The organism is Sorangium sp. So ce321, from assembly GCF_051530195.1.
Taxonomy (GTDB): domain Bacteria; phylum Myxococcota_A; class Polyangia; order Polyangiales; family Polyangiaceae; genus Sorangium.
Genome location: NZ_CP150329.1, coordinates 10,382,060 through 10,403,770, shown reverse-complemented (window position 1 = coordinate 10,403,770; position 21,711 = coordinate 10,382,060). Strand labels below are relative to the sequence as shown.

At 72.0% G+C, this 21,711-nt stretch carries 15 protein-coding genes and 1 tRNA gene; 9 read left to right on the top strand and 7 right to left on the bottom strand.

Going from position 1 to position 21,711, the window contains the following annotated elements; all coding sequences use genetic code 11:
* Positions 1–60 precede the first annotated feature (60 nt).
* Entirely contained in the window at positions 61–1,443 is a 1,383-nt protein-coding gene (locus WME89_RS38465; protein WP_438004573.1) for a hypothetical protein, read from the bottom strand.
* A gap of 322 nt (positions 1,444–1,765) precedes the next feature.
* Here WME89_RS38465 and WME89_RS38460 point away from each other — a divergent pair, with 322 nt between their 5' ends.
* Entirely contained in the window at positions 1,766–2,356 is a 591-nt protein-coding gene (locus WME89_RS38460) for a Uma2 family endonuclease (protein WP_438004572.1), read from the top strand.
* Positions 2,357–2,662: 306 nt separating this feature from the next.
* Positions 2,663–3,253 (top strand): Uma2 family endonuclease, encoded by a 591-nt coding sequence (locus WME89_RS38455; RefSeq protein WP_438004571.1) that lies wholly within the window; start codon positions 2,663–2,665, stop codon positions 3,251–3,253.
* A 55-nt stretch (positions 3,254–3,308) separates the two neighbouring features.
* On the opposite strand, the gene WME89_RS38450 is transcribed toward WME89_RS38455, so the two are convergent.
* A tRNA-His gene (locus WME89_RS38450) sits at positions 3,309–3,384 on the bottom strand.
* Positions 3,385–3,705: 321 nt separating this feature from the next.
* On the bottom strand, positions 3,706–4,818 hold the full coding sequence (locus tag WME89_RS38445) for a histone deacetylase family protein (RefSeq protein WP_438004570.1): 1,113 nt from the start codon (positions 4,816–4,818) through the stop codon (positions 3,706–3,708).
* 81 nt (positions 4,819–4,899) lie between these two features.
* Between WME89_RS38445 and WME89_RS38440 the strand changes: the two genes are divergently transcribed.
* Positions 4,900–6,348 carry an MXAN_5187 C-terminal domain-containing protein gene (locus WME89_RS38440; protein ID WP_437619720.1) on the top strand — a complete coding sequence of 483 codons (1,449 nt, stop codon included), beginning with the start codon at positions 4,900–4,902 and terminating at the stop codon, positions 6,346–6,348.
* 114 nt (positions 6,349–6,462) lie between these two features.
* Here WME89_RS38440 and WME89_RS38435 read toward each other — a convergent pair whose 3' ends face one another.
* Positions 6,463–7,692: a hypothetical protein gene (locus WME89_RS38435; RefSeq protein ID WP_438004569.1), complete on the bottom strand. Its 1,230-nt coding sequence runs from the start codon at positions 7,690–7,692 to the stop codon at positions 6,463–6,465.
* Positions 7,693–7,867: 175 nt separating this feature from the next.
* Between WME89_RS38435 and WME89_RS38430 the strand changes: the two genes are divergently transcribed.
* From WME89_RS38430 to WME89_RS38415, 4 genes are all read left to right on the top strand, one after another.
* Complete coding sequence (locus WME89_RS38430) at positions 7,868–8,851, top strand: hypothetical protein (protein WP_438004568.1); 984 nt, start codon at positions 7,868–7,870, stop codon at positions 8,849–8,851.
* A 202-nt stretch (positions 8,852–9,053) separates the two neighbouring features.
* On the top strand, positions 9,054–11,312 hold the full coding sequence (locus tag WME89_RS38425) for a transglycosylase SLT domain-containing protein (protein ID WP_438004567.1): 2,259 nt from the start codon (positions 9,054–9,056) through the stop codon (positions 11,310–11,312).
* Positions 11,313–11,432: 120 nt separating this feature from the next.
* The gene (locus WME89_RS38420; protein ID WP_438004566.1) at positions 11,433–12,749 is read left to right on the top strand and encodes a hypothetical protein; all 1,317 of its coding nucleotides are present in this window, start codon (positions 11,433–11,435) and stop codon (positions 12,747–12,749) included.
* Between the two features lie 322 nt (positions 12,750–13,071).
* Positions 13,072–13,770, top strand: a complete 699-nt coding sequence (locus WME89_RS38415) for a DUF4230 domain-containing protein (protein WP_438004565.1) — start codon at positions 13,072–13,074, stop codon at positions 13,768–13,770.
* A gap of 45 nt (positions 13,771–13,815) precedes the next feature.
* On the opposite strand, the gene WME89_RS38410 is transcribed toward WME89_RS38415, so the two are convergent.
* Positions 13,816–14,544 (bottom strand): class I SAM-dependent methyltransferase, encoded by a 729-nt coding sequence (locus WME89_RS38410; protein ID WP_438004564.1) that lies wholly within the window; start codon positions 14,542–14,544, stop codon positions 13,816–13,818.
* A gap of 386 nt (positions 14,545–14,930) precedes the next feature.
* Here WME89_RS38410 and WME89_RS38405 point away from each other — a divergent pair, with 386 nt between their 5' ends.
* Positions 14,931–17,828 (top strand): endo-1,C4-beta-glucanase, encoded by a 2,898-nt coding sequence (locus WME89_RS38405; protein ID WP_438004563.1) that lies wholly within the window; start codon positions 14,931–14,933, stop codon positions 17,826–17,828.
* Positions 17,829–17,989: 161 nt separating this feature from the next.
* Here WME89_RS38405 and WME89_RS38400 read toward each other — a convergent pair whose 3' ends face one another.
* Positions 17,990–18,808, bottom strand: a complete 819-nt coding sequence (locus WME89_RS38400; protein ID WP_438004562.1) for a Uma2 family endonuclease — start codon at positions 18,806–18,808, stop codon at positions 17,990–17,992.
* Positions 18,809–19,929: 1,121 nt separating this feature from the next.
* On the opposite strand from WME89_RS38400, the gene WME89_RS38395 reads away from it, so the two are divergent.
* Positions 19,930–20,463 (top strand): putative metal-binding motif-containing protein, encoded by a 534-nt coding sequence (locus tag WME89_RS38395; protein ID WP_438004561.1) that lies wholly within the window; start codon positions 19,930–19,932, stop codon positions 20,461–20,463.
* Positions 20,464–20,518: 55 nt separating this feature from the next.
* On the opposite strand, the gene WME89_RS38390 is transcribed toward WME89_RS38395, so the two are convergent.
* A complete protein-coding gene (locus WME89_RS38390; protein ID WP_438004560.1) occupies positions 20,519–21,571 on the bottom strand; it encodes a M20/M25/M40 family metallo-hydrolase in 1,053 nt (350 codons plus the stop codon).
* Between the last annotated feature and the right edge of the window lie 140 nt (positions 21,572–21,711).

The following is a 21,711-nucleotide window of genomic DNA, read 5'->3' as shown; positions in this document are numbered from 1 at the left end:
CGCGCGGCAGGCGAGGCGCCTCGCCTCCGTGTCGCCTCCCGGTCCGAGAGGGCGCCGTGATCAGGGCTCCGCGTCGCACTCGGGCGCGTCGCGGAGCTTGCCCGAGGTGTGCGGGCCGTCGAAGCGCAAGAGCTCGAGATCGACGAGATCGAGGCTCTTGAACGTCAGGTCGAGCGGGCCGACCGACACGCCCGCTTCCGCCTCGGCGTAGGCGCGGACGCCGCCGTCGACCCGCGCGTCGTACGAGCAGTAGGGCGGCGCGGTCTCCGCCGTGACGCGCGCGTAGGCCTGGACTCCGACGTTCGGGCCGAGGATGCCGTACAGGCGCGCCCGGAGCTCCGCGCCGGCGCTCACCTTGCCGGACGCCGTGATCGCGCCGGGCGCCCCGACGGAGGCTGTCCCCGAGGCCGCGCACGAGGGCTCCCAGATCGTGCTCCACGTCTCGTCCGTGTAATCGACCCCGGCCTCGATCTCGGCGGTCGTCTGCGCCTCGGCCGCCAGCTCGGCGGCCGTGAAGGAGAGCGCCAGGTCGGCCTTCGCCCTCGGCACGACCTCCGTGGTGACGATCACGGGCACGGGGCCCACCCAGAAGGTGAGCGTCGGCAGCGGCAGGCTCGGGACGCCGCCGGCGAGCTCGAGCAGGTCGACCGTACAGCTCCCCGTGACCGTGCCGGCGCCCTCCAGCCTGGCCCTCACGTCGAGCTTGCCGGACGCGACGAAGCGGAGCTGCTTCAGCTCCGGCACCGGGTTGAGCTTGCCTCTCGGGCCGACGTGGACCTCGAGGTCGAGCGCCGGGGAGAGCTCGGCCGTGACATCGAGCGCCGCCGCGCCGTGCGCGGTGATCCCGCACGAGGCCGGGAGGGAGGCCGACGAGAGATCGAGGAGCTTCATCGAGGCGCCGGACGAGACCTTCAGGGCCTCTGCCTGGCTCGCGATCTGCTCGCCGTCCTCCTCGCCGAGCTCGCGGGCGCGCGCGAGGTGCTCGTCGATGGCGCGCGCGTACTCGCGAGCGTCGTAGTGGACGTGGAAGTGTCCTTCGGTGAGGAACTCCGTGAGGCGGGCGGGCGTCGTCTCGAGCGCGACCCGGGCGTCGTCGAGTGCGCGGACCCTCACGACCCGGACGAGGTAGCCGCCGCCCGCCGTGCCGCCGAGCACGTCGCCCGCGGCGAACGGCGGCAGGCTCCCGTCGTGGGTGATGACGATCTCGTGGGCCTCGAGCTCTGCAGCGACGAACCCCGGCTCCTTCTCGGGCACGCGGGCGCGCTCTGACAGCTTGAGCGGCCGGACGACATCGACGTCGCCGGGGGCCGGCAACTCGGCATGATCCGCGGCGTCGGCCGGCTCGACGGCGCACGACGCGAGCCCCGGCGCGCCGAGCGCGAGGAGGGCGGCAGACATGAGGCGCGCGGCCAGCGCGCGGCTCCCAGGGAGAGTGGTTTTCATGGGCGCGGACGCTACGCGGGTACTGTGGCAAACTGGTTACAGAAAAAAGACTTGCTGTCTCCGGGGGATGGGGCAATGGCTCACCGCGATGGATGGATATCCAGAAATCGATGTCTCCGGGGCGCGCGGAGAGTACTTATTGAATCGAGCGATTCGCACCATGCCGTGCGGGCGCGCTCATCGTTGTGTGCCGCGCGGGCGCGGTCGTGGGTGAGCAGCCCGCCTCGCGTCGAGCGCTCGGTTCGGTGGCCGCGGGGTCGTGCTCTCGGCAGCGCCCCTCACCGTCTTGCCCCGCCGTCTGCCCCCGGGCAGGCTTCGCTCCATGGGTCAGCCCGCCGAGAAGCAGCGCCGCGCCACGTACGCCGACCTCGAAGCCGTCCCGCCGCACAAGGTCGCGGAGCTCGTCCGCGGCACCCTGCACGTGTTCCCCCGGCCGGCGCCGCGGCATGCACAGGCAGAGACCGAGCTGGCTACCGAGCTCGTTGGCGCCTTCGGTCGCGGGCGCGGTGGCCCTGGTGGCTGGCGCATCCTGATAGAGCCGGAGCTCCACTTCCCCGACCCGGACGCGCCGGGCGAGGTGGAGGCGCTCGTGCCCGACCTCGCCGGCTGGCGCCGCGAGCGCATGCCCGAGCTGCCCGAGACGGCTTACTTCGCCGTCGCCCCGGACTGGATCTGCGAGGTCCTGAGCCCGTCGACGGCTTCCTTCGACCGCGACGAGAAGATGCCGGTCTATGCGCGCGAGGGCGTGCGTTACGCGTGGCTCGTCGACCCGATCGCGCGGACGCTCGAGGTGTACGTGCTCGGCCAGGATCGTCGCTGGGGGCCCGCGGTCGTCCACCGCGACGCCGCGCACGTCCGCGTCGAGCCCTTCGACGCGATCGAGCTGGATCTCGCGGTGCTCTGGGCGAAGTAGCGGAAGCGAGTCCGCCGGCCAGGGGATGAGCGGCGCCCCGGCAGAAACCAGGTTGCGCGTGGCGCGCCGCCGGTGTGCCGCGCGTCACGCCGACTTGCTTGGCGGCTTGAATTGCTGGCCAGTGCCATGCACGCCGATCGCAAATCGATGGCTCATCCGGCCTTCTCCGGACACAAGGCTCGGTGGAAACGAGAGTTGAGCGGCGCGGTCGTAGCCCTGAGCCGATAAGCGCTCCAGCCGACGCGCCGCCCTGCGCGTGCTCCTCGCCGCCTTGCCTTGCCTCGCGTCCCCGGGCAGGCTCGGGTCATGGGTCAGCCCGCCGAGAAGCAGCGTCGCGCCACGTACGCCGACCTCGAAGCCGTCCCGCCGCACAAGGTCGCGGAGCTCGTCCGCGGCACCCTGCACGTGTTCCCTCGGCCAGCGCCGAAGCACGCCTGGACGTCGTCGGGCCTGGGAGGCGAGCTCATCGGCCCCTTCCAGCGTGGACGCGGAGGCCCGGGGGGCTGGGTCATCCTGGACGAGCCGGAGCTCCACTTCCCCGACCCGGACGCGCCGGGCGAGGTGGAGGCGCTCGTGCCCGACCTCGCCGGCTGGCGCCGCGAGCGCATGCCCGAGCTGCCCGAGACGGCCTACTTCGCCGTCGCCCCGGACTGGATCTGCGAGGTCCTGAGCCCGTCGACGGCTTCCTTCGACCGCGACGAGAAGATGCCGGTCTATGCGCGCGAGGGCGTGCGTTACGCGTGGCTCGTCGACCCGATCGCGCGGACGCTCGAGGTGTACGTGCTCGGCCAGGATCGTCGCTGGGGGCCCGCGGTCGTCCACCGCGACGCCGCGCACGTCCGCGTCGAGCCCTTCGACGCGATCGAGCTGGATCTCGCGGTGCTCTGGGCGAAGTAGCGGAAGCGAGTCCGCCGGCCAGGGCATGAGCGGCGCCGCTTCGGGCTGTTCTACCTGGGGTGAGTAACGGGATTCGAACCCGCGACAACTGGAGCCACAATCCAGTGCTCTACCAACTGAGCTATACCCACCGTTCTTCGCGGCCCGTGGGCTGCGAAGGCCTGGCAGAATACTCAGCTCGGCGCAGAGTGCAATCGGGTAAACGCACCGTCGCGTCGCTGTTTTCTCCCCCCGCCCCCGGGAGGCGCTGGCGGCCGCCGCCTCCCGCGGCCCGCGCGCCCGTTCCTGCCGCCTCGGCCCGCCCTCGTTCACACCCGCGCGCACACCCGCGCGCCGCGGCCACCCCCTTGCTGCGAGCCGCGGCCGCCCCCTTGGCCGTCTGCTTCAACCCCCCGCGCCCGGCGGCCTCCTCCTCCACGCCCCCGGCTGCGGCGCGGCGCCGGGCGCCTCGCTCAGAGCGTTGCCCAGCGGCGCAGCGCGACCCGGCGGGCCCGGTCCAGGTCCGCGCGGTGGCGCGTCGAGATCGGCGCGCGCGGCGGCGGCGCCGATTGCCCGGGCGCGCCGGACTGCCCGGGCGCGCCGGCCAGCTCCTCCGCGGCCTCGCGGCCGGAAGCCGCGAGCAGCGCCGCCGCGAGCGAGCTCTCGAGCGCGGCCAGGTCGTAGCCACCCTCCAGGAGAAAGGCGAGCCGCCCCTTCGCCTTCGCGGTCGCCATCGCCGCGAGCCGGCGGCCCATGGCCGCGTAGGCCGAGCGCGACAGCTTCATCGTCGCCATCGGGTCGCGCTCGTGCGCGTCGAACCCCGCCGAGACCAGGATGAGCTCGGGCGCGTACTCGTCGAGCACCGGGAGGATGATCTCGTCGAACGCCGCCTCGTAGACCGCATCCGTCGCCCCGTCGGACAGCGGCACGTTCACCGTGTAGCCCGCGCCCTCACCGCCGCCGACCTCCTCGGCGGCGCCGGTGCCGGGGTAGAACGGCCACTGGTGCAGCGAGCAGAACAGCACCCGCGGGTCGTCCCAGAAGATGTCCTGCGTGCCGTTGCCGTGGTGCACGTCGAAGTCGATCACCGCCACCCGCGACAGCCCGCTGCTCAGGGCGGCCCTCGCCGCCACGGCGACGTTGTTCAGGAGGCAGAAGCCCATGCCCGCCTCGCGCGTGGCGTGGTGGCCAGGCGGGCGTAGCAGCGCGACCCCGAGCTGACCGGGGCCCGCGAGCACCGCCTCGACCAGCGCCACCGCCGCGCCGGCGCCCCGCCTCGCCGCGTCGACCGAGCGCGGGACGACGTAGGTGTCCGGGTCAAGCGCCGCGTAGTGGCCGCTGAGCCGGCCGAGCGACTCCAGGTACCGAGGGGCGTGCACCCGGGCGAGCTCTTCCTCGGCGGCGTCGCGCGACGCGACGCGCTCCAGCGTGAGGCCAGACGCGGCGCAGCGCTCGATCGCGCGACGGGCGGCCTCGAGGCGCTCCGGGCGCTCGGGGTGCGCGCCGCGCGCGCGGTGTTGTTCGAACAGCGCATCGTCGACGACGTAGAGGCGCGGGCCTTCGGAGTGCTGATTCAAGTGCACCATGAGCTGGGTGGAGAGTTGTAGCAGCGCCGCAGCGGATGGTAGCTTGCCCTGAGCCCCGGCAAGAAGGAGTGGAGACGCAGGATGCGCGGAAAGATCATCGCAGTCTTCGCCGTGATTGTCCTCATGGTCGGAGGGCTCTCGTACGCCCTCGCGCGCGCCTCCCTCGGCGAGATCGCGAGCCCGGGCGAAGCGCCCCGCGCCCTCGCGGCCGCCATGGCGCAGCTGCAGGTGGACGGCCTCGTGCTGGAGCGGTGGCTCGCCTCCCACGCGAGCGACCCGAAGCTGCGCGAGCCGTTCAACGCCGGGACCGCCCCGGCGCGCGCCGAGGCGGCCACCAGCGCCGCCAACGCCATCCGGGAGGCGGTCGCCGCCTCGCCCGAGCTGGCCAGGACCCCGCCCTCGCTCGTGGTCCTCGTCGACACGAAAGGCGTGGTGCTCGGGCGGAACGCCTCCGCGCTCATGCGCGGGGACAACCTCGGCGCCGTCTACCCGTCGCTGAAGCTCGCCATCGAGCAGGGCGTGACCGGCTCGGACGTGTGGGTGAGCCGGGCGCGCAACGAGCAGTTGCTGGCGTCGTACGCGCCCATCCGCAGCGACGCCGGGCAGATCATCGGCGCCGTCGCGGTGGGCACCGCGCTGAACGACGAGCGGCTGACGAACGCGAGCGAGCGCACGAGCGGGCGCCTCCTCGTCGTCGCGATGCAGTCGGGCGACGGGCTCGACGTCGTGGCGAAGTCGCGCGACGCCCCCGCGCCGCTGCTCGCGGCGCTCACGGCGTCGCCGGCGAAGGACAGCGCCCTGCAGGCGCTGAGCTACGGGCGGACGGTCGACATCGGCGGGCTGTCCGGCGAGTACACCGCGGTCGGGCATGCGCTCGACGGCTACGGCGACGGGCGGCGGGCGGTGCTCCTCAGCATCGCGCAGCCCCGGACGCCGGGGCTCGCGAGCTCGCTGCTCTGGCCGCTGCTCGGCGTCTGCGCGCTCGGCCTCGTGCTCGTCGTGGTCGCCGCCTACTTCCTGGACGCGTACATCTCGCATCCGGTCTCCGAGATCGAGGACGGCCTGCTCGCGATCATGAACGGCCGCACGGATCTGAGGTTCGAGATCGAGCACGCCGAGCTCGGCGGGCTCGTGTTCCGGCTGAACTCGCTCCTGAACCAGCTGCTCGGCGTGCAGGAGGACGAGACCGACGCCGAGGGGCGCCCGTCGCGCGCCCCGACGTCGGCGTCGTTCCGGGACGCCCTCGAGGTCGACGAGCGCATGGCCGCGCTGCCCGCCGACGAGATCCCGGCGGACGCCAAGGCGCTCTTCGAGGAGCCGGAGGACGCCTACTACGCGCGCATCTTCGCCGAGTACATGTCCGCGAAGAAGTCGCTCGGCGACCCGGTGGATCACATCACGCGCGACGCGTTCGTCGCCCGCCTCAAGTCGAGCGAGCAACAGCTCGGGCAGAAGCACGGCAAGCCGATGCGCTACAAGATCGAGGTGCGCGGCAAGGAGGTCGTGCTCCTCGCTGTGCCGCTCGCCTGACGCGCTCGGCGCGCCGCTGGAGCGGCGTGAGCCCGGGGCCGCGCCGCGTGGCGTGACGCAGGGGCGCGCGCCTCGGGGACGGGTGAACCCGGGACCGCGCCGCCGCCGAGCGGCTCAGTGCAGCACGGCGTCCGGGCCCTCGTGCAGCTCGACGCGCCCCGACGAGGGCTCGCGGCGGAGCGCGATCACGTCGGAGAGCTCGCAGCCGAGCGCGATCGCGGGCGACGAGGTCGTGATGATCCACTGCACGTTGGGCAGCGCCGCGCGCAGGCGCGCGGCGAGCGATCGCTGGCGGTGTACCGGCTGCTGCGCCTCGATGTCGTCGATCAGCACCACCCCCTCGGCGAGGCGCGGATCGCCGCTCGGGTGCGCGGCCGCGAGCGCGCGGAGCGCCAGCGCGCCGAACGCGATCGTGTGCCGCGCGCTGCGCCCGAGGTCGTCGAAGTCGACGCGCTGGCCGTCCGCGCGCTCGAAGATCGGCTCGAGCCGGAGCGGATCGACGCCCACGTACCGCGCGCCGTGGCCGTCGAGCAGCGCCGAGAGCACCTCCTTCAGCGCGCGATCGAGCGCGTCGAGGCGGGCGGATTGCGCGTGCAATCGTACGTCCAACGGCGCGTCCGACTGCGCGTTCGACGGCGCGTCCGATTGCGCGTCAGGCTGCCCGTCCGCGTGCGCATCGGGGCGCGCGCTCGACGGCGCGTCGTGTCGGCCTGGCCCCTCGTGCCCGTTCCGCCCGTCGTGCCCGCCTGGCGGCGCGACGGGCCTCTCCGTCGCGTTGCCGCGCGCGAGCGCGGCCGCGACCGGGACGAACGAGAGCACCTGCTTCGTCTCGCGGGCCAGGTCGGTCCGCGTCGCGTCGTCGAAGCTCGCGGCCGCGCGCACGTCGTAGCGGAGGATGCTGCGCTCGGGCGTCGTCAGCACGATCGAGGTGCGGGAGAACCAGCGCGCGCCCGAGAGCGCGACGAGGACGAAGCCGCCCTCCGCCGCGCGCCGCTCGAACAGCGACTGCTCCCGCCGACGCAGGAGCGCCGCGTCCTCGGGCTCGTCGAGGCGCGCGTTCGGGCTCGCGATGCGCAGCGGGTGCGCGCGCGCCGGATCGTCCGTCCCGAGCATCCAGTCGGTGACCACGACCGGGGGCGCGCTTTCCTCACCGCGCGACCTCAGCTGTGCGACCGCGTATCCGGGCCGCGTCGACGCGATCGCCGACAGGATCGAGGTCTTGCCCACACCGTCTCCGCCGAAGAGGACCACGAGCCGGCGCGGCGCGCCGGAGGCGTCCCCGAAGGACAGCGAGAGGTCATCGAAGGGGCCGACGTGGGCGAGGCGGACGCGAGAGAGCAGCACCGCTCGCGAAGCTATCACCGCGCAGCGCGCCCGCGGAACGCCCCCAGCACCGACGTTCGGCCGCTGGCGCGCCTTCGACGCGCCGTGGCATGCCTCGCGCGTGCGCGCGGCCGCCCGCGCACCCGGTAGCGCGCGGGGGCGCGGCAGCCTAGATTCGTCTTCCGGGGTCGTCACCGTGCTGCGCAAGCTGCCTCCGCCGGATTTCCGCTACGTGTGCCTCCACCCGGAGCCCGGCTCGACCGGCGCGCTCGCCGCGGCGGGCTCCGCGGGGCTCGCGGGCATCTCCGCGGCCGTCTGGAGCGCCGGCAGCCAGACGCTCTCGCTGGGGCTCATGGCCATGGGGAGCGCGCTCGGTGTGCTCGCGCTGGCCCGCGCCGAGCCGCGCCTCCCGGCCCAGCGCGGCGCGCGCGAGGTGACGATGGCCGTCGTCCCCTGGGGGATCCTCGTCGACCCGGACACGGAGCCGCGCGTGCTGCGGTGGCCCGCGGTGAAGCGCGTGAGCGTGGACGTCTCCCACACGATGCGCGGCGGGACGCCCGCCATCGTGTCGAGCCTCGTGACGGTGCACACCGAGCGCGACGTGCTCGCCGGCCGCGCCGCGGGCGCGGTGGACCTGGAGCGGCTCCTCGCCAACCTCGAGGGCTACGCGCAGGAGGCGGCGCGGCCCGTCGCCGGCGACATCGAGGGGCAGACCGTGCTCGGCGACGGCGTGACCGAGCCGATCGCCGCGGCGTTGCTGCAGGTGGCGGACGGCGTCTGCGCGACGAGCCGCGGCTCCGCGCAGCTCGCGCTCCCCGGGGGCGGCTACCGCACCGCGGCGACGCGCACGGCGGCGCCCGAGACGATCGCGGTGCTGCGCTCGGCGCTGTCGTGGAGCTACGACTGCCCCGCCGATCCGCGGCCGCTGGCGGCCATCCTCGCGGGCGTGCTCGGGGCGGCGGAGCTCGTGCCGGAGCTCCTGCGCCTCGCGAGCTCGCCGCACCCGGTGGTCGCCGCGTTCGGCAAGGCCGCGGCGCTCCGTCTGGGCGCGCCGCCGAACCGGGCCGGCTCGCTCGATGAGGTGGCGGCCTTCCTGTTCGAGGAGGACGTCGAGATCGGAAAGCAGTGGATCGCGTCCGTCCCGCCACTTTGTTTGCGACCTGGCATCGAAGCTTGCTAGCTAGAGTGGTCGGCAGCGCGAGCGCTGCGGTGCGAGCGGCCTGCGCGCGGTGGCCGTCGCCCCGTTGGGCTCTTTCCTCACGGCGCGCTGCCGGCGGGTCGTCCACCGCGCCGGGTCGGCTATGAAACGGGCTCCGTCGTTACCGAAGCCGTCTTCACGGGTAGCGCGTCGCCGGCTGGCCGCCGCGTGTGTCCTCGGCCTCTTGCTCGCCGCGTGCGCAGAGCACCACGCGGCCGGGCCGCCGCCGTCGCAGAGCACCGCGCGCGCCGCGCCGCCGCCCGTGCCGCTCGCCCTGAACGGCCTGGCCGCCGCCGTCGCGCCGCTCGCGCCGCTCGCGCCGTCCATGGTGGACGGCGCGTGGGTCGAGGCGGTGCGGCTCGAGCGCTGGGCCGAGGCGGCGGAGCGGCTCGACGCGCTGCCCGTGGACCAGCGGACGCTGCCGGCGATGAAGTACGCGCGGGCGCGCGTCGCGTTCGAGCTCGGCGATCACGGCAAGGCCGTGGAGCTGCTCCACGGCCTGGAGCAGGCGCTGCCGCTGCTCGCCCGCGAGGTGGCGCGCTACCGCGCCGAGGCGGCGTTCGAGGTGGGGCCGTTCCTCGCGGCGGCGGCGTACTTCGAGGGCGTCGGCGACGCCCCCGGCCTCTCGCGCGCGGCGATCGCCGCGATGAAGGGCGGCGATCTCAAGCAGGCCCGCGCGCTCGCGGATCGGGCCGTGGCGGCGGCGCAGCGCGCGCGCAGGTCGCGCGACGAGGCGGCGGCGCGGATGGCGCGGGCGCGCGTCCTGCTCGGCGTGCGCGACGCGGCCGAGCGGTCTGGCGAGAAGGGCGGCGCGGGCGCCGCCGCGGCGGCGCTCGCGCTCGCGGATCTCCGGTGGCTCGTGAAGAGCGCGCCTTCATCGGCCGACGGGCGCGAGGCCGCGGAGCTCCTCGCCGCGATGCCGGGGCAGCTCTCGCCGCAGGATCGGCTCCAGAAGGTCGACGCCATGGTCGCCGCGGGCAGCGCGGCCGAGGCGATCGCCGAGCTCGACGGGCTGTCGGGCGTGCCGGCGTCGGAGCTCCACCACCGGCGGGCCGCGGCGCTGTACCAGGCGCGCGACTACGAGGGCGCGGCCGCGGCGTTCCTCAAGGTCGCGGCGTCGCCGTCGGCGCGCCAGGCGGAGCAGCTGCACCTCGCCGCGCGCTCGCTCTCGCGGCTGCAGCGCGAGGGCGAGGCGATCGAGCGGCACCTCCAGGTCGCGCGCAGGTTCCGGAAGACCCGGTGGGGAGAGCTCTCGAGCCTGCTCGCGGCGCGGCTGCTCGTGCAGGTCGGGCGCTACGCGGACGCTGTCGCGCAGTACGGCCGGTTCATCGACGCCTACCCGAAGAGCGAGCGGCGCGGCGACGCGCTCCGCGAGCGGGCGCTCGCGATGCTCTCGACGGGCAGCGCCGCGCGCGCGCGGCAGCCGCTCGAGCAGCTCGCGCGCGACGCGGGCGCGGCCGACGTGGCGAGGCTGCGCGAGCTCGCGGGGCTCGCGGCGCTGCGCGGCGGCGACCGCGACGGCGCGGTGCGGCTCTGGACGCAGGTGATGCGGGAGCAGCCGCTCTCGTGGGGCGCGCTGCTCGCGCGGTCGCGCCTCGCGGCGGTGGGCGCGCCCATGCCGCCGCTGCTCGTCCCGGCGTCGGTCCGGGACGCCAGCGCCGTGGAGGTGAAGCTGCCGCCGGCCGCGGCGCTGCTCGCCTCGATGGGGCTCGATCGCGACGCGGAGGCCCACCTCGCCGACAACGAGCGCGAGGTCACGCTGCCCTACGCGGGCCAGGAGAGCGAGGCGCTCTGCAGGATGTACGGCATGCTCTCGTCCGCGAAGCGCCGCTACCGGGTGGGCACGCGGGCGGTCTCCGCCGCGGCGCTCCAGCGCGCGCCCTCGCAGGCCGAGCGCTGGACGTGGGAGTGCGTCTACCCGGAGCCGTACGCCGGCGAGGTGCGCGCGCTCGAGGCGCAGCACGCGCTGCCGAGGGGCCTCGTTCACGCGCTGATGCGCCAGGAGAGCGCGTTCGATCCCGTCGTGGTGAGCCCCGCGAGCGCCGTCGGGCTCATGCAGCTCATGCCGGCGACGGCGAAGAAGGCGGCGAGCGAGCTCTCGCTCGGCTTCGAGCTCGATCAGCTCAAGAGCGCGCCGCTCAACCTGCGCCTCGGCGGCTTCTACATCGGCAAGCTGCTCCGGACGTTCGCGGGCAGCTTGCCGCTCGCGACGGCGGCGTACAACGCTGGCCCGAAGGCCGTGTCGCACTGGCTCGAGGGCAGCATCGACAGGGATACCGACGTGTGGGTGGCGCGGATCCCTTACGACGAGACGCGCACCTATGTGGGTCGTGTCCTCTCGAACCTGGCGCGGTACCAGTGGCTCGACGGCGGGGACGCGGCCGTGGAGATGCTCCCGCTCACGCTCCCCGCGGACGCGCGCGCCCCGGCCGACGCGTACTGAGGACGGCCGCCGCCGCGACGGCGCGGGCTTCCTCCTGCGCTGAAATTGCGCTGTGTGCTTGAACTGGCGGGCGGGGGACCTCACCGTGATGGGGTGGCAGGAACCGCTGGAAGTGACGGCGTGTTCAAGCGTTGCGGGGTTGTCGTCCAGCCCTACGCGGACGCCCGGTTCATCAGCCGGATGTGGACCTCGACGCTCGCGTGGCTGCTCGTCCTCTTCTCGGTCGCCTCGCTCGTGGAGCCGCTCGCCGGCCCGCTCGCGACGAGCGTCCTGATGCCGTTCGCGCTGCTCGGGTCGCTGCTCGCGCTGGTCTGCGTGATGTGCATGCTGTACGCGCCGTTCGCGTGGCTGCTGGCGGCGGTGGGCTCGTCCGGCGCGGCGGTCGTCCGGGTGAGCAGCGCGCTGTGGATCGAGCGTCCTGGCGATCGGAGGTCGTTCTCGCTCCCCTCGCTCACGAGCGCGCGGCTCTCGAGCTCCGGCGGCGAGGTCGCCTTGAGGACGGACGACGGCGACATCATCCGCGTGCGCCTCGACGATCCGGGCGACGCGGAGCGGCTCGTCGGCGCGATCGCCGCCGGCCGGGCGCGGGGCACGTGGAGCGCGCGGCTCTACGACGACGTCCCGCCGCCGCTCCGGCGCCGTCTGTTCGTCGGGGTCGCGGCGCTCGTGTCGCTGATCTGCTGGTCGGTGCTGGACGCGGACGTCGCGCTCTCGCTCGGCGCCGTCACGGGCGCCGCGGCGTGGGTGCTCGCGGCGCTGCTCAGGGAGGGCTCGGCGCGCCGCGTGCTGGTGGCTGGCAGCGACGGGCTCTCGCTCCGGGACGACGCGGGCGAGCGCTTCATCCCCTTCAGCTGCATCGAGCGGGTCGACGAGACGGCGCTCGGGGTCGAGCTCGTGCTCGCGGGCGGCGAGGAGCTCCCGCTCACCCTCGTGCCGCTGCAGCTGCTGCGCGATCCCCGGGAGACGGGGCTCAGCATGGTGCTCGCGGAGCGGCGCCGCGAGCACCTGCTCGCGCTGCTCCGCGAGCGGAGCGGGCGCGGCGCTCCCGAGGCGGCGCGCGCGGGCGCGCTGCTCGAGCGCCGCGGCCTGCCGGCGACGGCCTGGCGGGCGGCGCTGCGCCGGCTCGTGAGCGAGTCCGGCGCCGACTACCGCACGGCGAAGCTGACGCGGGAGCAGGCGCTCGCGGTGCTCGAGGACGGCGCGGCGCCGGCCGAGCTCCGGATCGGCGCCGCGCTCGCGCTCTCCGCGTGGCGCGATGGACAGACCGCGGAGCGGCTGCGGATCGCGGCCGAGGGCTGCGCGAGCCGCGATGTGCGGCTCGCGCTGGAGCAGGCGGCCGAGGGCGACGTGGACGACTGGATGCTCGAGCGGGCGCTCTCGTCGGCGAGCGCGGGCCCGAGGGCGGTCGCGCCGCGGTGCACGTTGCCCGCGGCGTGAGGTCGTTTCGCGGCGGCGTGAGGCCGATGCGCGGGTGCGCGGGCGTCGCGCGATTTCTCGGGTGCGCGGGCGTCGCGCGGTTTCTCGGGTGCGCGGGCGTCGCGCGGTTTCTCGGGTGCGCGGGCGTCGCGCGGTCGCGGCGGTGGGGGGCCGCTTCGCGGGCGGGGCGGGCCCCGGCGGTCGCGGCAGGTTGATTTCTTCTCGCCTTCCGGCCTTCCTGTTCTCAGAACTCTTTCACGAGGACGCGCGGCTCGCTGGTCTCTGTCCAGCGGCGCTGCCGCGAGCGCTTGCAGCGCGCCCGTGGTCCTCGGAGGTAGCCCTGATGGAAGGCCCGCTCCAGGACCCTTACGCTTCGGTCGCCGTTCACGCGCCGCGCCCCCGCGCGCCGGCGGGCCGCGCCGCGCGGATCGCGCTGCTCGTCGTCGCGCTGCTCGCGTCGGTCGGGTTCGGCGCGCTCGTGGTGGCGCCGCGCCTCCGCGCCCCCGCGCCTCCGGACACCGTCGTCGCGCGGCCGTCCCCCGCGCTCGTGATCGCGATCCGCGATCTGGCGCGGCTCGAGACAACGGAGGTGCACGTCGAGAAGGTCGTGGATCTGGCCGACCGGCAGAGCCGCCTCTTCGGTCTGGTCCAGGCCACCGACGCCCTCCTGCTCGTCGCGGTCGGCCACGTCACCATCGGCGTCGATCTCGCGCGGATCGGCGAGGACGACATCGCGATGGATCCAGAGACCGGCGTCGCCCGGCTCACGTTGCCGGCGCCGGAGGTGTTCTCGACGCGGCTCGACGAGGAGGAGACGTACGTCTACACGCGGTCGACGAGCCTGCTCGCGCGGCGCAACGAGCAGCTCGAGTCGCGGGCCCGGAAGGAGGCGACGGCCGCGATCGAGAAGGCCGCGCTCGAGGGGAACGTGATGGCGCGCGCGAAGGCGCAGGCCGAGCGGCAGCTCACGGCGCTCGCGACCCAGCTCGGCGCGAAGCGGGTGGATATCCGCTGGCGCGAGGTGGGGGGCGGGGGGGACTGACGCGGGGGAGGGGAGCGACGTCGCGGAGGCCCGAGGGCGGACGCGCTAGCCCTGTGCGGCCACCAGCAGGAACATCGGCCGCTCGCGCTCCTCCGCGAGCTCCGGCCGGGCGGCGATCTGCGCGTCGGTCGGGCCCCATTCCTCCACGTGCGAGACGGCGAAGCCCGCGCGGAGGAGCGCGTTGAGCGTGGCGCCGAGGGGGCGGTGCTGCTTCACCACGCCCTCGGCCAGCCAGCTCGTCGTGCGCGGGCCTTCCACGAGGTAGCCGTCGACCGGCCAGGTCCTGCGCCCGTCCGCGTCGACGCGCCAGCCGGGGCGGCTCGGGGCCGTGTAGATCGGGTGCTCGACCGAGAAGACCAGGCGCGCTCCCGGCGTCAGGGCGCGGCGTACGGCCGCGAGCAGCCCGCCCAGGTTCTCGATGTAGTGCAGGGCGAGGGAGCTGTAGGCGAAGTCGAACGCCGCCTCCGGCAGGTCCAGGCGCTCCAGGTCCATCCGCGCATAGGCGATCGCCTCGTCCGACGTCGCTGACCTGGCCCGCTGCAGCATGCGCTCGGACACGTCCAGGCCGAGCACATGGGCCGCGCCGTTCTCTCGCGCCCACCGGCAGAACCAGCCGAAGCCGCAGCCGAGGTCCACCACGCGCAGGCCCGTCAGGTCGGGCACGAGGGCCCGCAGGGCCGGCCACTCCGGTGCGCCGTCGAGGCCCTCGACGGACCGGCGGAGCTGGCTGTAGGCCTCGAAGAATCCGGGATCGTCGTAGATGTTCTGGGTCATGGTCACATGCCTTTGCGACACACGCGGATAGCTGACACGAGCCGCGCCGTCGCCGGTACTCGGGACACCGGCAATCGCCGGGACCGCCGTCCCGCATGCGGTCACGGGCAACGGCGAGGGTTACGTCAGACCTTCCGATGCCCTCCGGGGGCATACCACAAAAGTAGTATATCGACCCGCCGAGCTCGGGCTTACTTTGCAGCGCGGCTCGCCAGTTGAAGTCAGCCGATTCTCGAGGCGGCCCGTGAACGACCACGGCGAACCTCGCGCACGCTGTGCGGGAGAGCCTCGCCGTATCCGCCAGCGCGGAGAAGCGGGGCCACTTCTGCGGGCCGAGCGTCAGCTCGCCTGCGTCGAGATGGAGAGACCAGGAGCGAACTATGCGTGTGCGATCGAAGAAATCGCTGGTGTGGGTAGCGGGCGGCGCGGTGTTCATCGCGAGCTTGGTCATCGCAGGCGGCGCCGCCGCGTCGACCGTGTTGATCCTCAATCCCGCGGAGATGACGGGCAAGCTGTCGTTCAGCGGCGAGACGCTCACGAGCGCCACGGTGTCCGCCTCTTCCCCCGACGGATTCGGGGCGAGGGAGTCAGTCACGACGAGCACGTACTCGATGACCGTGGAGAGCGGCCACAGCTATACCCCCAGCATCGAGGCTTACTTCAGCAATCCTACCGCTGGGTCGACGTTTCTGCGGATCGGCCGGTCGGCGTCGGTGTTTGTCGACAACGCGAACGGGCCGACCACGGTCGACTGGCAATACCCGAGTACCCGTCGCGTCAACTTCACGATCAACGTGACTGGAGGTGCGATCGCCTATTATGACGTGTATGCGTCCGTAGGCACCAGCGCCGAGTCTTACTTCGCGAGGACATACAACAACCTCTCCGGCCCGCGGCCGTCATCTGTCACGAGCTGGAATGTGATGGTTCCCCGGGATGCGGTCAGCGTGTACGGCACGGTCGGCCTGGTCGCCGCAGACGGGACGACCCAGGTCACGCGTCCCCTCAGCGCGCAGACGGTCAATCTGCAAGCGGAGCAAGCGAGCGTGAGCTGGCCGATCGATCTCACCAGCACGGGGACGCTTGAGGGGATCATCGCCTTTGACCCGGGCGGCGGCATCACCGATCAAACTTTGTATTTCAGGGGTGTCAACAACACGCCAACCCAGGGATCCAACGGTTCGATGCAGGTATCTCCTGATGGCTCCTACACGATCGACCTTTCGCCTGGCCAGTACGACGTGTACCTGCGGAGCAACTTCGCATCCCAGTACTCCGAAACCAGGTCGCATCGTGTCACCATCACCGCCGGAGCGACGAGCACCCAGGATTTCGTCGAGACGCTGGGCACGGGCCAGGTGACTCTGAACGTGAGCGGTCTCTTCTCCAACGCTGATCTCTCCTGGGTACATACGCAGCTCCTACGCCAGGATCCGAGCCCGGCTATCCAAACGTCGGCCGAGCACTTCACGCCGACCGATGGTCGGTTCGATCATTTGCTCCCGAGCGGAGTGTGGAAACGCTACCTTCTGAGGTTCGGCCTCTCCGACTCGTCCGACCCACAGCTCCCGCTCAATGTTCAATACTACCGCTATCTCTACAATGACATCGGTGTCTCGCCGATCACGGTCGCTCCGGGTGCAGCGCAGAACATCGGCGCCGAAGACGTGACGCTGGTCAAGAGCAACGCCTATTTCTCCGTCAGAGATTCATCGGCCCTCCTGAGCAGTCCTTACATCGATGCCTACCGGAACGAATTCAATGGTGATGGTTCGCCGAGATCGTACCGATGGTTCCGAGCGTTCGGCTCCTCGGATCCGAGCGACATGCCCGCCTTGACCATGGCCGCCGAGCCGGGCACCTATATCATGAGCTCGTACGCCACGATCAGTGGATCTGTGACACAGCTCGGCACCCAGGAAGTCACGTTCGGAACGCCGGTACCCACACTCCCGAGCGCAGATCCCTCCAAGCCAAAGGTATTGGTCACGCCGATCGAGGGCACGGCGCTCAAGGTGAGCCTGGAGTTTCCTCAGGTGACGTCGCCCGGCGTCACCACCGTGACCGAGACCCCCTTCGGTCCCGCGCCGCCGGAGGGATTCGTGGCGTTCTGCGCGAATGGGGATGTCGCCGCAGATGTCGGATGTAACCCTATTTATTACGACATCAAGACAACGGCCAGCTATCCAATTGGTCCAGGCGACGACCAGTTGGTGAAGGTGTGCGTGAAGAGGCAGTTCCTGGGTCCCGAGCCGACCGAGTTCCTCTCCCTTGGTCATTATGATGAGACGACGAGCGCGTGGGAGGTGCTTGAAACTCCGCCGGGAGCGGACAGGCCAGCGATGAATTGTATCGACGATCTCGCGGCGTGCGGTTGTACCGATGAATGGAGTTGCGGCATCGATTACAGCGATCCAGACAATCCGGTGAGCGTGGTCCAGGTCTGCGGCATGACCCAGGGCTTCTCGCCGTTCACGGTGCTGAAGGGAAAGCTCAAGTTCACCAACACGGTGGACGGGGTGTCGTACGAGGGACCGACGGGACCGCCTTCGCTGCAATCGTGGACGGTGCAGGAGAGCGGCGTCTATCGCATCACGGCGATCGGCGCTCGCGGCGCCAGCGCCTCGCAGGCGATAAACATCTCTGGCGGCTGCGGCGCTCAGATCAGCGGAGACTTCACGCTGTCGGTCGGTGACAACGTCGCGATCCTCGTCGGCCAGAAGGGTACCCCCGCCCCCTACAGCGGCGGCGGCGGCGGCGGGACGTTCGTCACGTTGAACGGCTCCCCCCTGCTCATCGCCGGTGGAGGCGGCGGGGTCCGCTCCGGCGCGCTGGTCAATGGTCGCAACGGAAGCGTCGGCGCGGCTGGTGTAAGTGGCTCGGTGAGCTCCAGCTATACGTCCGGGTTCATCGCGGGCGGTGCCAACGGCCTCGGTGGTACCAGGATCGCGTCCTACGGCTCCGCCGGCGGTGGCTGGCTGGGCAACGGCGCGTCCGACGGAGCCTACGGCGAAGGCGGCTTCGCCTTCTCGGCAGGGATCCTGGGTGGTAAGGGCGGGGTTGGGAAGTCCTGCGGCGGCCTGGCTCACGGCGGGTATGGCGGCGGCGGCGCTGGCAACGGCTGCTATGGCGGCGGCGGCGGCGGCGGTTACTCGGGAGGCGGCGGTGGCCGTGTGGGAGGCGGCGGCGGCTCCTGGAACGGCGGCGCCAACCCCGCGGGGGAGGAAGGCGTGTGCACGCCGAGCGGCCACGGCGTGGTCACCATCGAGCACCTGAGCCAGTAGCCTCGCGTCGTCCGTTGGAGACGGGGAGACGCTTGCCCCGCATTGTGTCGAGGTTGGCGGATCGAGCCATCAATGTCCCCGCGACAACAGGCACTTCAGGAGCGAGGATGCGCTCCCATGAGCCGCGCTCTCCGTCGCCACGCCGCGCGGCTCAGCTCGCCTCACGACCGAGCGCGGGCGAGCAGCGCCTCGAGCTCCCGGACGCGCCGCTCGGCAGCCTCGCGGGCCGCGCGCTCGGCCTCGGCCTCTCGCTGCGCGGCCTCGGCCTCTCGCTGCGCGGCCTCGGCCTTGCGCTGGGCGCGCGCGGACTCGCGGTGCGCAGCTTCCTTGGCGGCGCGCTCCGCCTCTTCGGGCGTCAACCAGCGCTCCGCGCCCGCCGCGCTGGTGCTTATATCGAAGGACCCACCAGCCGGCGTCTGTACGGCGTGGAGCCACGCCTGCAGGAACTCTGACCGCGCGGGCCCTTCGCCGGCATGCACCTGCGCGAACGAGGCGTCGCTCAGGCGACGCCAGATCTGGATGCGGAACGGGCCTCCGTGTGCGCGCGGCCCCTCCAGGGATGGGTCGAGGATCCACAGCTCCTCGACGCCGCAGGCCGCGTACTTCTGCGGCGCGACGACGTAGTCCTTCGTCGGATGCTGCGCGCTCACGATCTCCACCGCGAGCCGCGGCGCTGCATGGCCCTTCTTCCAGAGCTTCAGGCTGCGCACGGCGTCCCCCTCCGGGGGAGGCGGCTCGACGAGGTAGACGTCCGGATCGACGCCGAGCCGCGGATGCTGGCGGTCCCAGCGGACAGCGAGGTTGCGACCGATCTTCACGACGCGCTGGGAACGGGCAGCCCATCCGAGCAACAGGTCGCGGATCCGCTCGCTCAAGAGATCGTGGGGGCTCGACTCGGGCACCGTCTCCTCCGTCAGCACCCAGCGCTCGGGGTCCGGCACGACCTCGGAGCGACGGATCACGCGGAGAGACGGCGGCATCGACGCAGAGGGTAGCACGGGGGTGGACGCGCGCTGCGCGGCGGATGAGGTCGGCGGAATCCTGGGTGCGGTCATGGTAATACCTCCCCCCGGCGCGGAGGAGCCGCGCTGCGGGGTGTCTCTGCAGAGGAGTTCCGGACGGGCGGGGCGGGTGATTTGAAAAAATGCATCGTCGCCTCGCGCGGGGCGCACATCGAGAGGGGGAGCTTGCGCTCGGGCAGCCGGGGCACAAGTCATCGGGAGGGAGGCGGTGCGCATCAGGGCCGCGGGTCACGTGGAGGTTGTTCGAGCCATCCATCGTGATGTCCTTCATGTGATCATTCGACGAGCTGTTCAGGGCATCAGCCCACTGGTACGCTCCATCCGGGGTGAGCTTCGCGAGGGGCGTATCGGACGAGTAGCCGGCGGTTCCGAGATGTTCGAGCGTCACCGTGGCCTGCACTGCCAGGGATACGGGCGCGCGCCACCAGGCGCGCCGCGGCGTCTCCAGCGCGGTGGGCCGAGAGCGCCTCCAGCATGTACGGCAGGAGGGCCGCCAGGATGCAGGTCCATGCCGAGGCAGCCGCGGCGGGCGCCCGTTACCTCGGGGTTGGGCAGGAGCAGCCGGGCGGTGGCGATGGGCTGCCCATCCGCGTAGGCGACGAAATGGAGCGTGGTATCGAGGGTGTCGTACGGGTCGACCTCGCGCGGCGCAGCGGGGGCGGCTGCGAGGAGATCTAGCTCCTGACCGAAGACCGTCCAGCGGACGCGGAGCGCGTCGTCAAGATCCTTGCGCGTGTGTGCAATACGACATTGAATTGAGGTCGTCTCCGACTCCTCCGGCCTGGTGCGCAGGCATTCTGCGATGGGTTCCGGGCTCGCGGCGCCATCGCCCACTCGCCCCGGCGGGGGTTAGCAGCGTGTGCAGGATGTTGATTGCAACTGGCGTGCCGTAGCGTTTTATGGTGAACTGGGCGCATCTTTGGGTGAGGGGGCCAGGAATGGCTTCAGCTGGAAACAGGGGGGGCGCGGGAGGGCTGCCTGTGGCGCCGGCCGGAGACAGCGCTCGGTGAGGTGGGTCGCGCGGCCGGTGACCGTCGTCACTCTGTGCTGACGGTGCTCCCTTCCTCACGTCTCGAGCCGTGGTGGCGCGGAGACGGAGGGAGTTACTGGCGCTCTGGAGTAACAAACAGGTTGATGTCGTGAGGATTTTGAACGACTTGACACGGCGATTGAGGAGGTCGGAGGCCCATGAGCTCGTCCGCGATGTGCGCGTGTTCGAGTTCGTCCGTGGTCGCCATGTAGACGGAAGTCGAAAGGAGCGTGTTTCGAACGCGGCTGTCTACCCGGGGCGAGCCGAGAGGTGCACCGACAGCATCGACAACAATTGTGACGGGCGGATCAACGAGGGCTGCGCGGATCCGGAGCCCGACCCCGAGTGCACGTCAGGCACTACGACATCCTCCTGCTATTCTTGCGCAGTATCCCGCACGGATAGCCTCACCGGCAACTCCGATCCGGCGCTGCAGAGCTACGATGATTCCGCACCCGGCTCATCGCAAATTCGCGCGTGCCCATCGGGCTATTGTAGCTGCGTGCAACGGTGCGTCGGAGGGCGGTGGAGCGGGTGCAACGGCGGAGTTCTGGCGCCCCGCACAGGTCCGGTGCCAGAGTGAAACCACGGTCGCCGCCCGAGTCCTCGATCGCGTTTGAGCCGACGCAAGGGACGCGTCACTTCATGCTGGCGAACCAGCGGTCGAGGATGGTCTGCGCCCGCTCGAGCTCCGGGAGCTCCGTCACCTCGTTCTGGGCGTGCATCGTCCGCTCCGCGCCCGGCCCGAAGTTCGCCGCCGGGATCTGAAGCGCCGCGAAGCTCGCCACTTCCGTCCAGGTCTGCCGGGCCTCCACGCCGTGGACGCCGCTCTGTTCCAGCGCGGCGATGAGCGCGTGGCTCCGGTTCGGCGGCGCCGGCTCGGAGAGCTCCTCGAACCGGACGGCCCCCACGCGGTCCACGAGCGCCATCAGCCGGTCCTGGGAGGTGTGGGAGTCCGTGCTCGGACCGAACGTGTGGTGCACGTTCACCTCCAGCTGGTCCGGCACGACGCTGCCGGATCGGCCCCCGTGCGCCGAGGTGGCGCTCATCGTTTCGTACCAGGTGAGCCCGTCCACGATGTCGGGCACGGGCTCGAACGCGGCCAGATGAGAGAGCACGCGCGCGAACTTGTGAATCGCATTCACGCCGGCCCCGGGCAATCCGCTGTGCGCCGTGCGGCCTGAAAACGCCAGTGTCGCGTGCGTGGAGCCTCCCGAGCCGAGCTGAAGCTTGTTGTCCGTGGGCTTGAGGACCAGGGCGAAGTCGGCGCCCCGGAGCTCGGCGTCCTTCGCCATGACCACCCTGAGCTCGCTCGCGTCGAAGCCGCACTCTCCGCGAGCGTGAAAGACAAGGGTGATGTCGGCGCGTACCGGCGGCCTTCGCTCGGCCAGATCGAGCATCAGGCAGAGGCCGCTCTTCTCGGCAGCACCAGGACCCAGCACGCGGTTGTTCTCCGCCCGCGCCCCTCCTCGTTGCCCCGCGTTCGCCACGTCGAGCTGCCCGACGAGTAGAACCCTCGGGCCGCCCGACCCGCGCGAGAGCGGCGCTACCAGAGAGTTCCCGTAGCGGCGCAACGGTGAGGCCAGGGGTAGCGCTGCGAGACGTTGATCCAGCTCGTCGGCCAGCAAGCGCTCCTCACCGGTCGGCGAGGGGATCTTGCACAGCCACAGCAAATTTTCGAGCAGCTTCAAATCGACCTCCGATCAGAAGAAAGGATGCGTGCTGGCTCCTCGGTTACTCTATCTCTTCTCGGGCGTCCCGTCGTCGAGGTGGTACGCGGCCCAGGCCGGAAGGAAGGCGCTGAAAGGTCGGAGTTGAGGAAGCCGAGCGC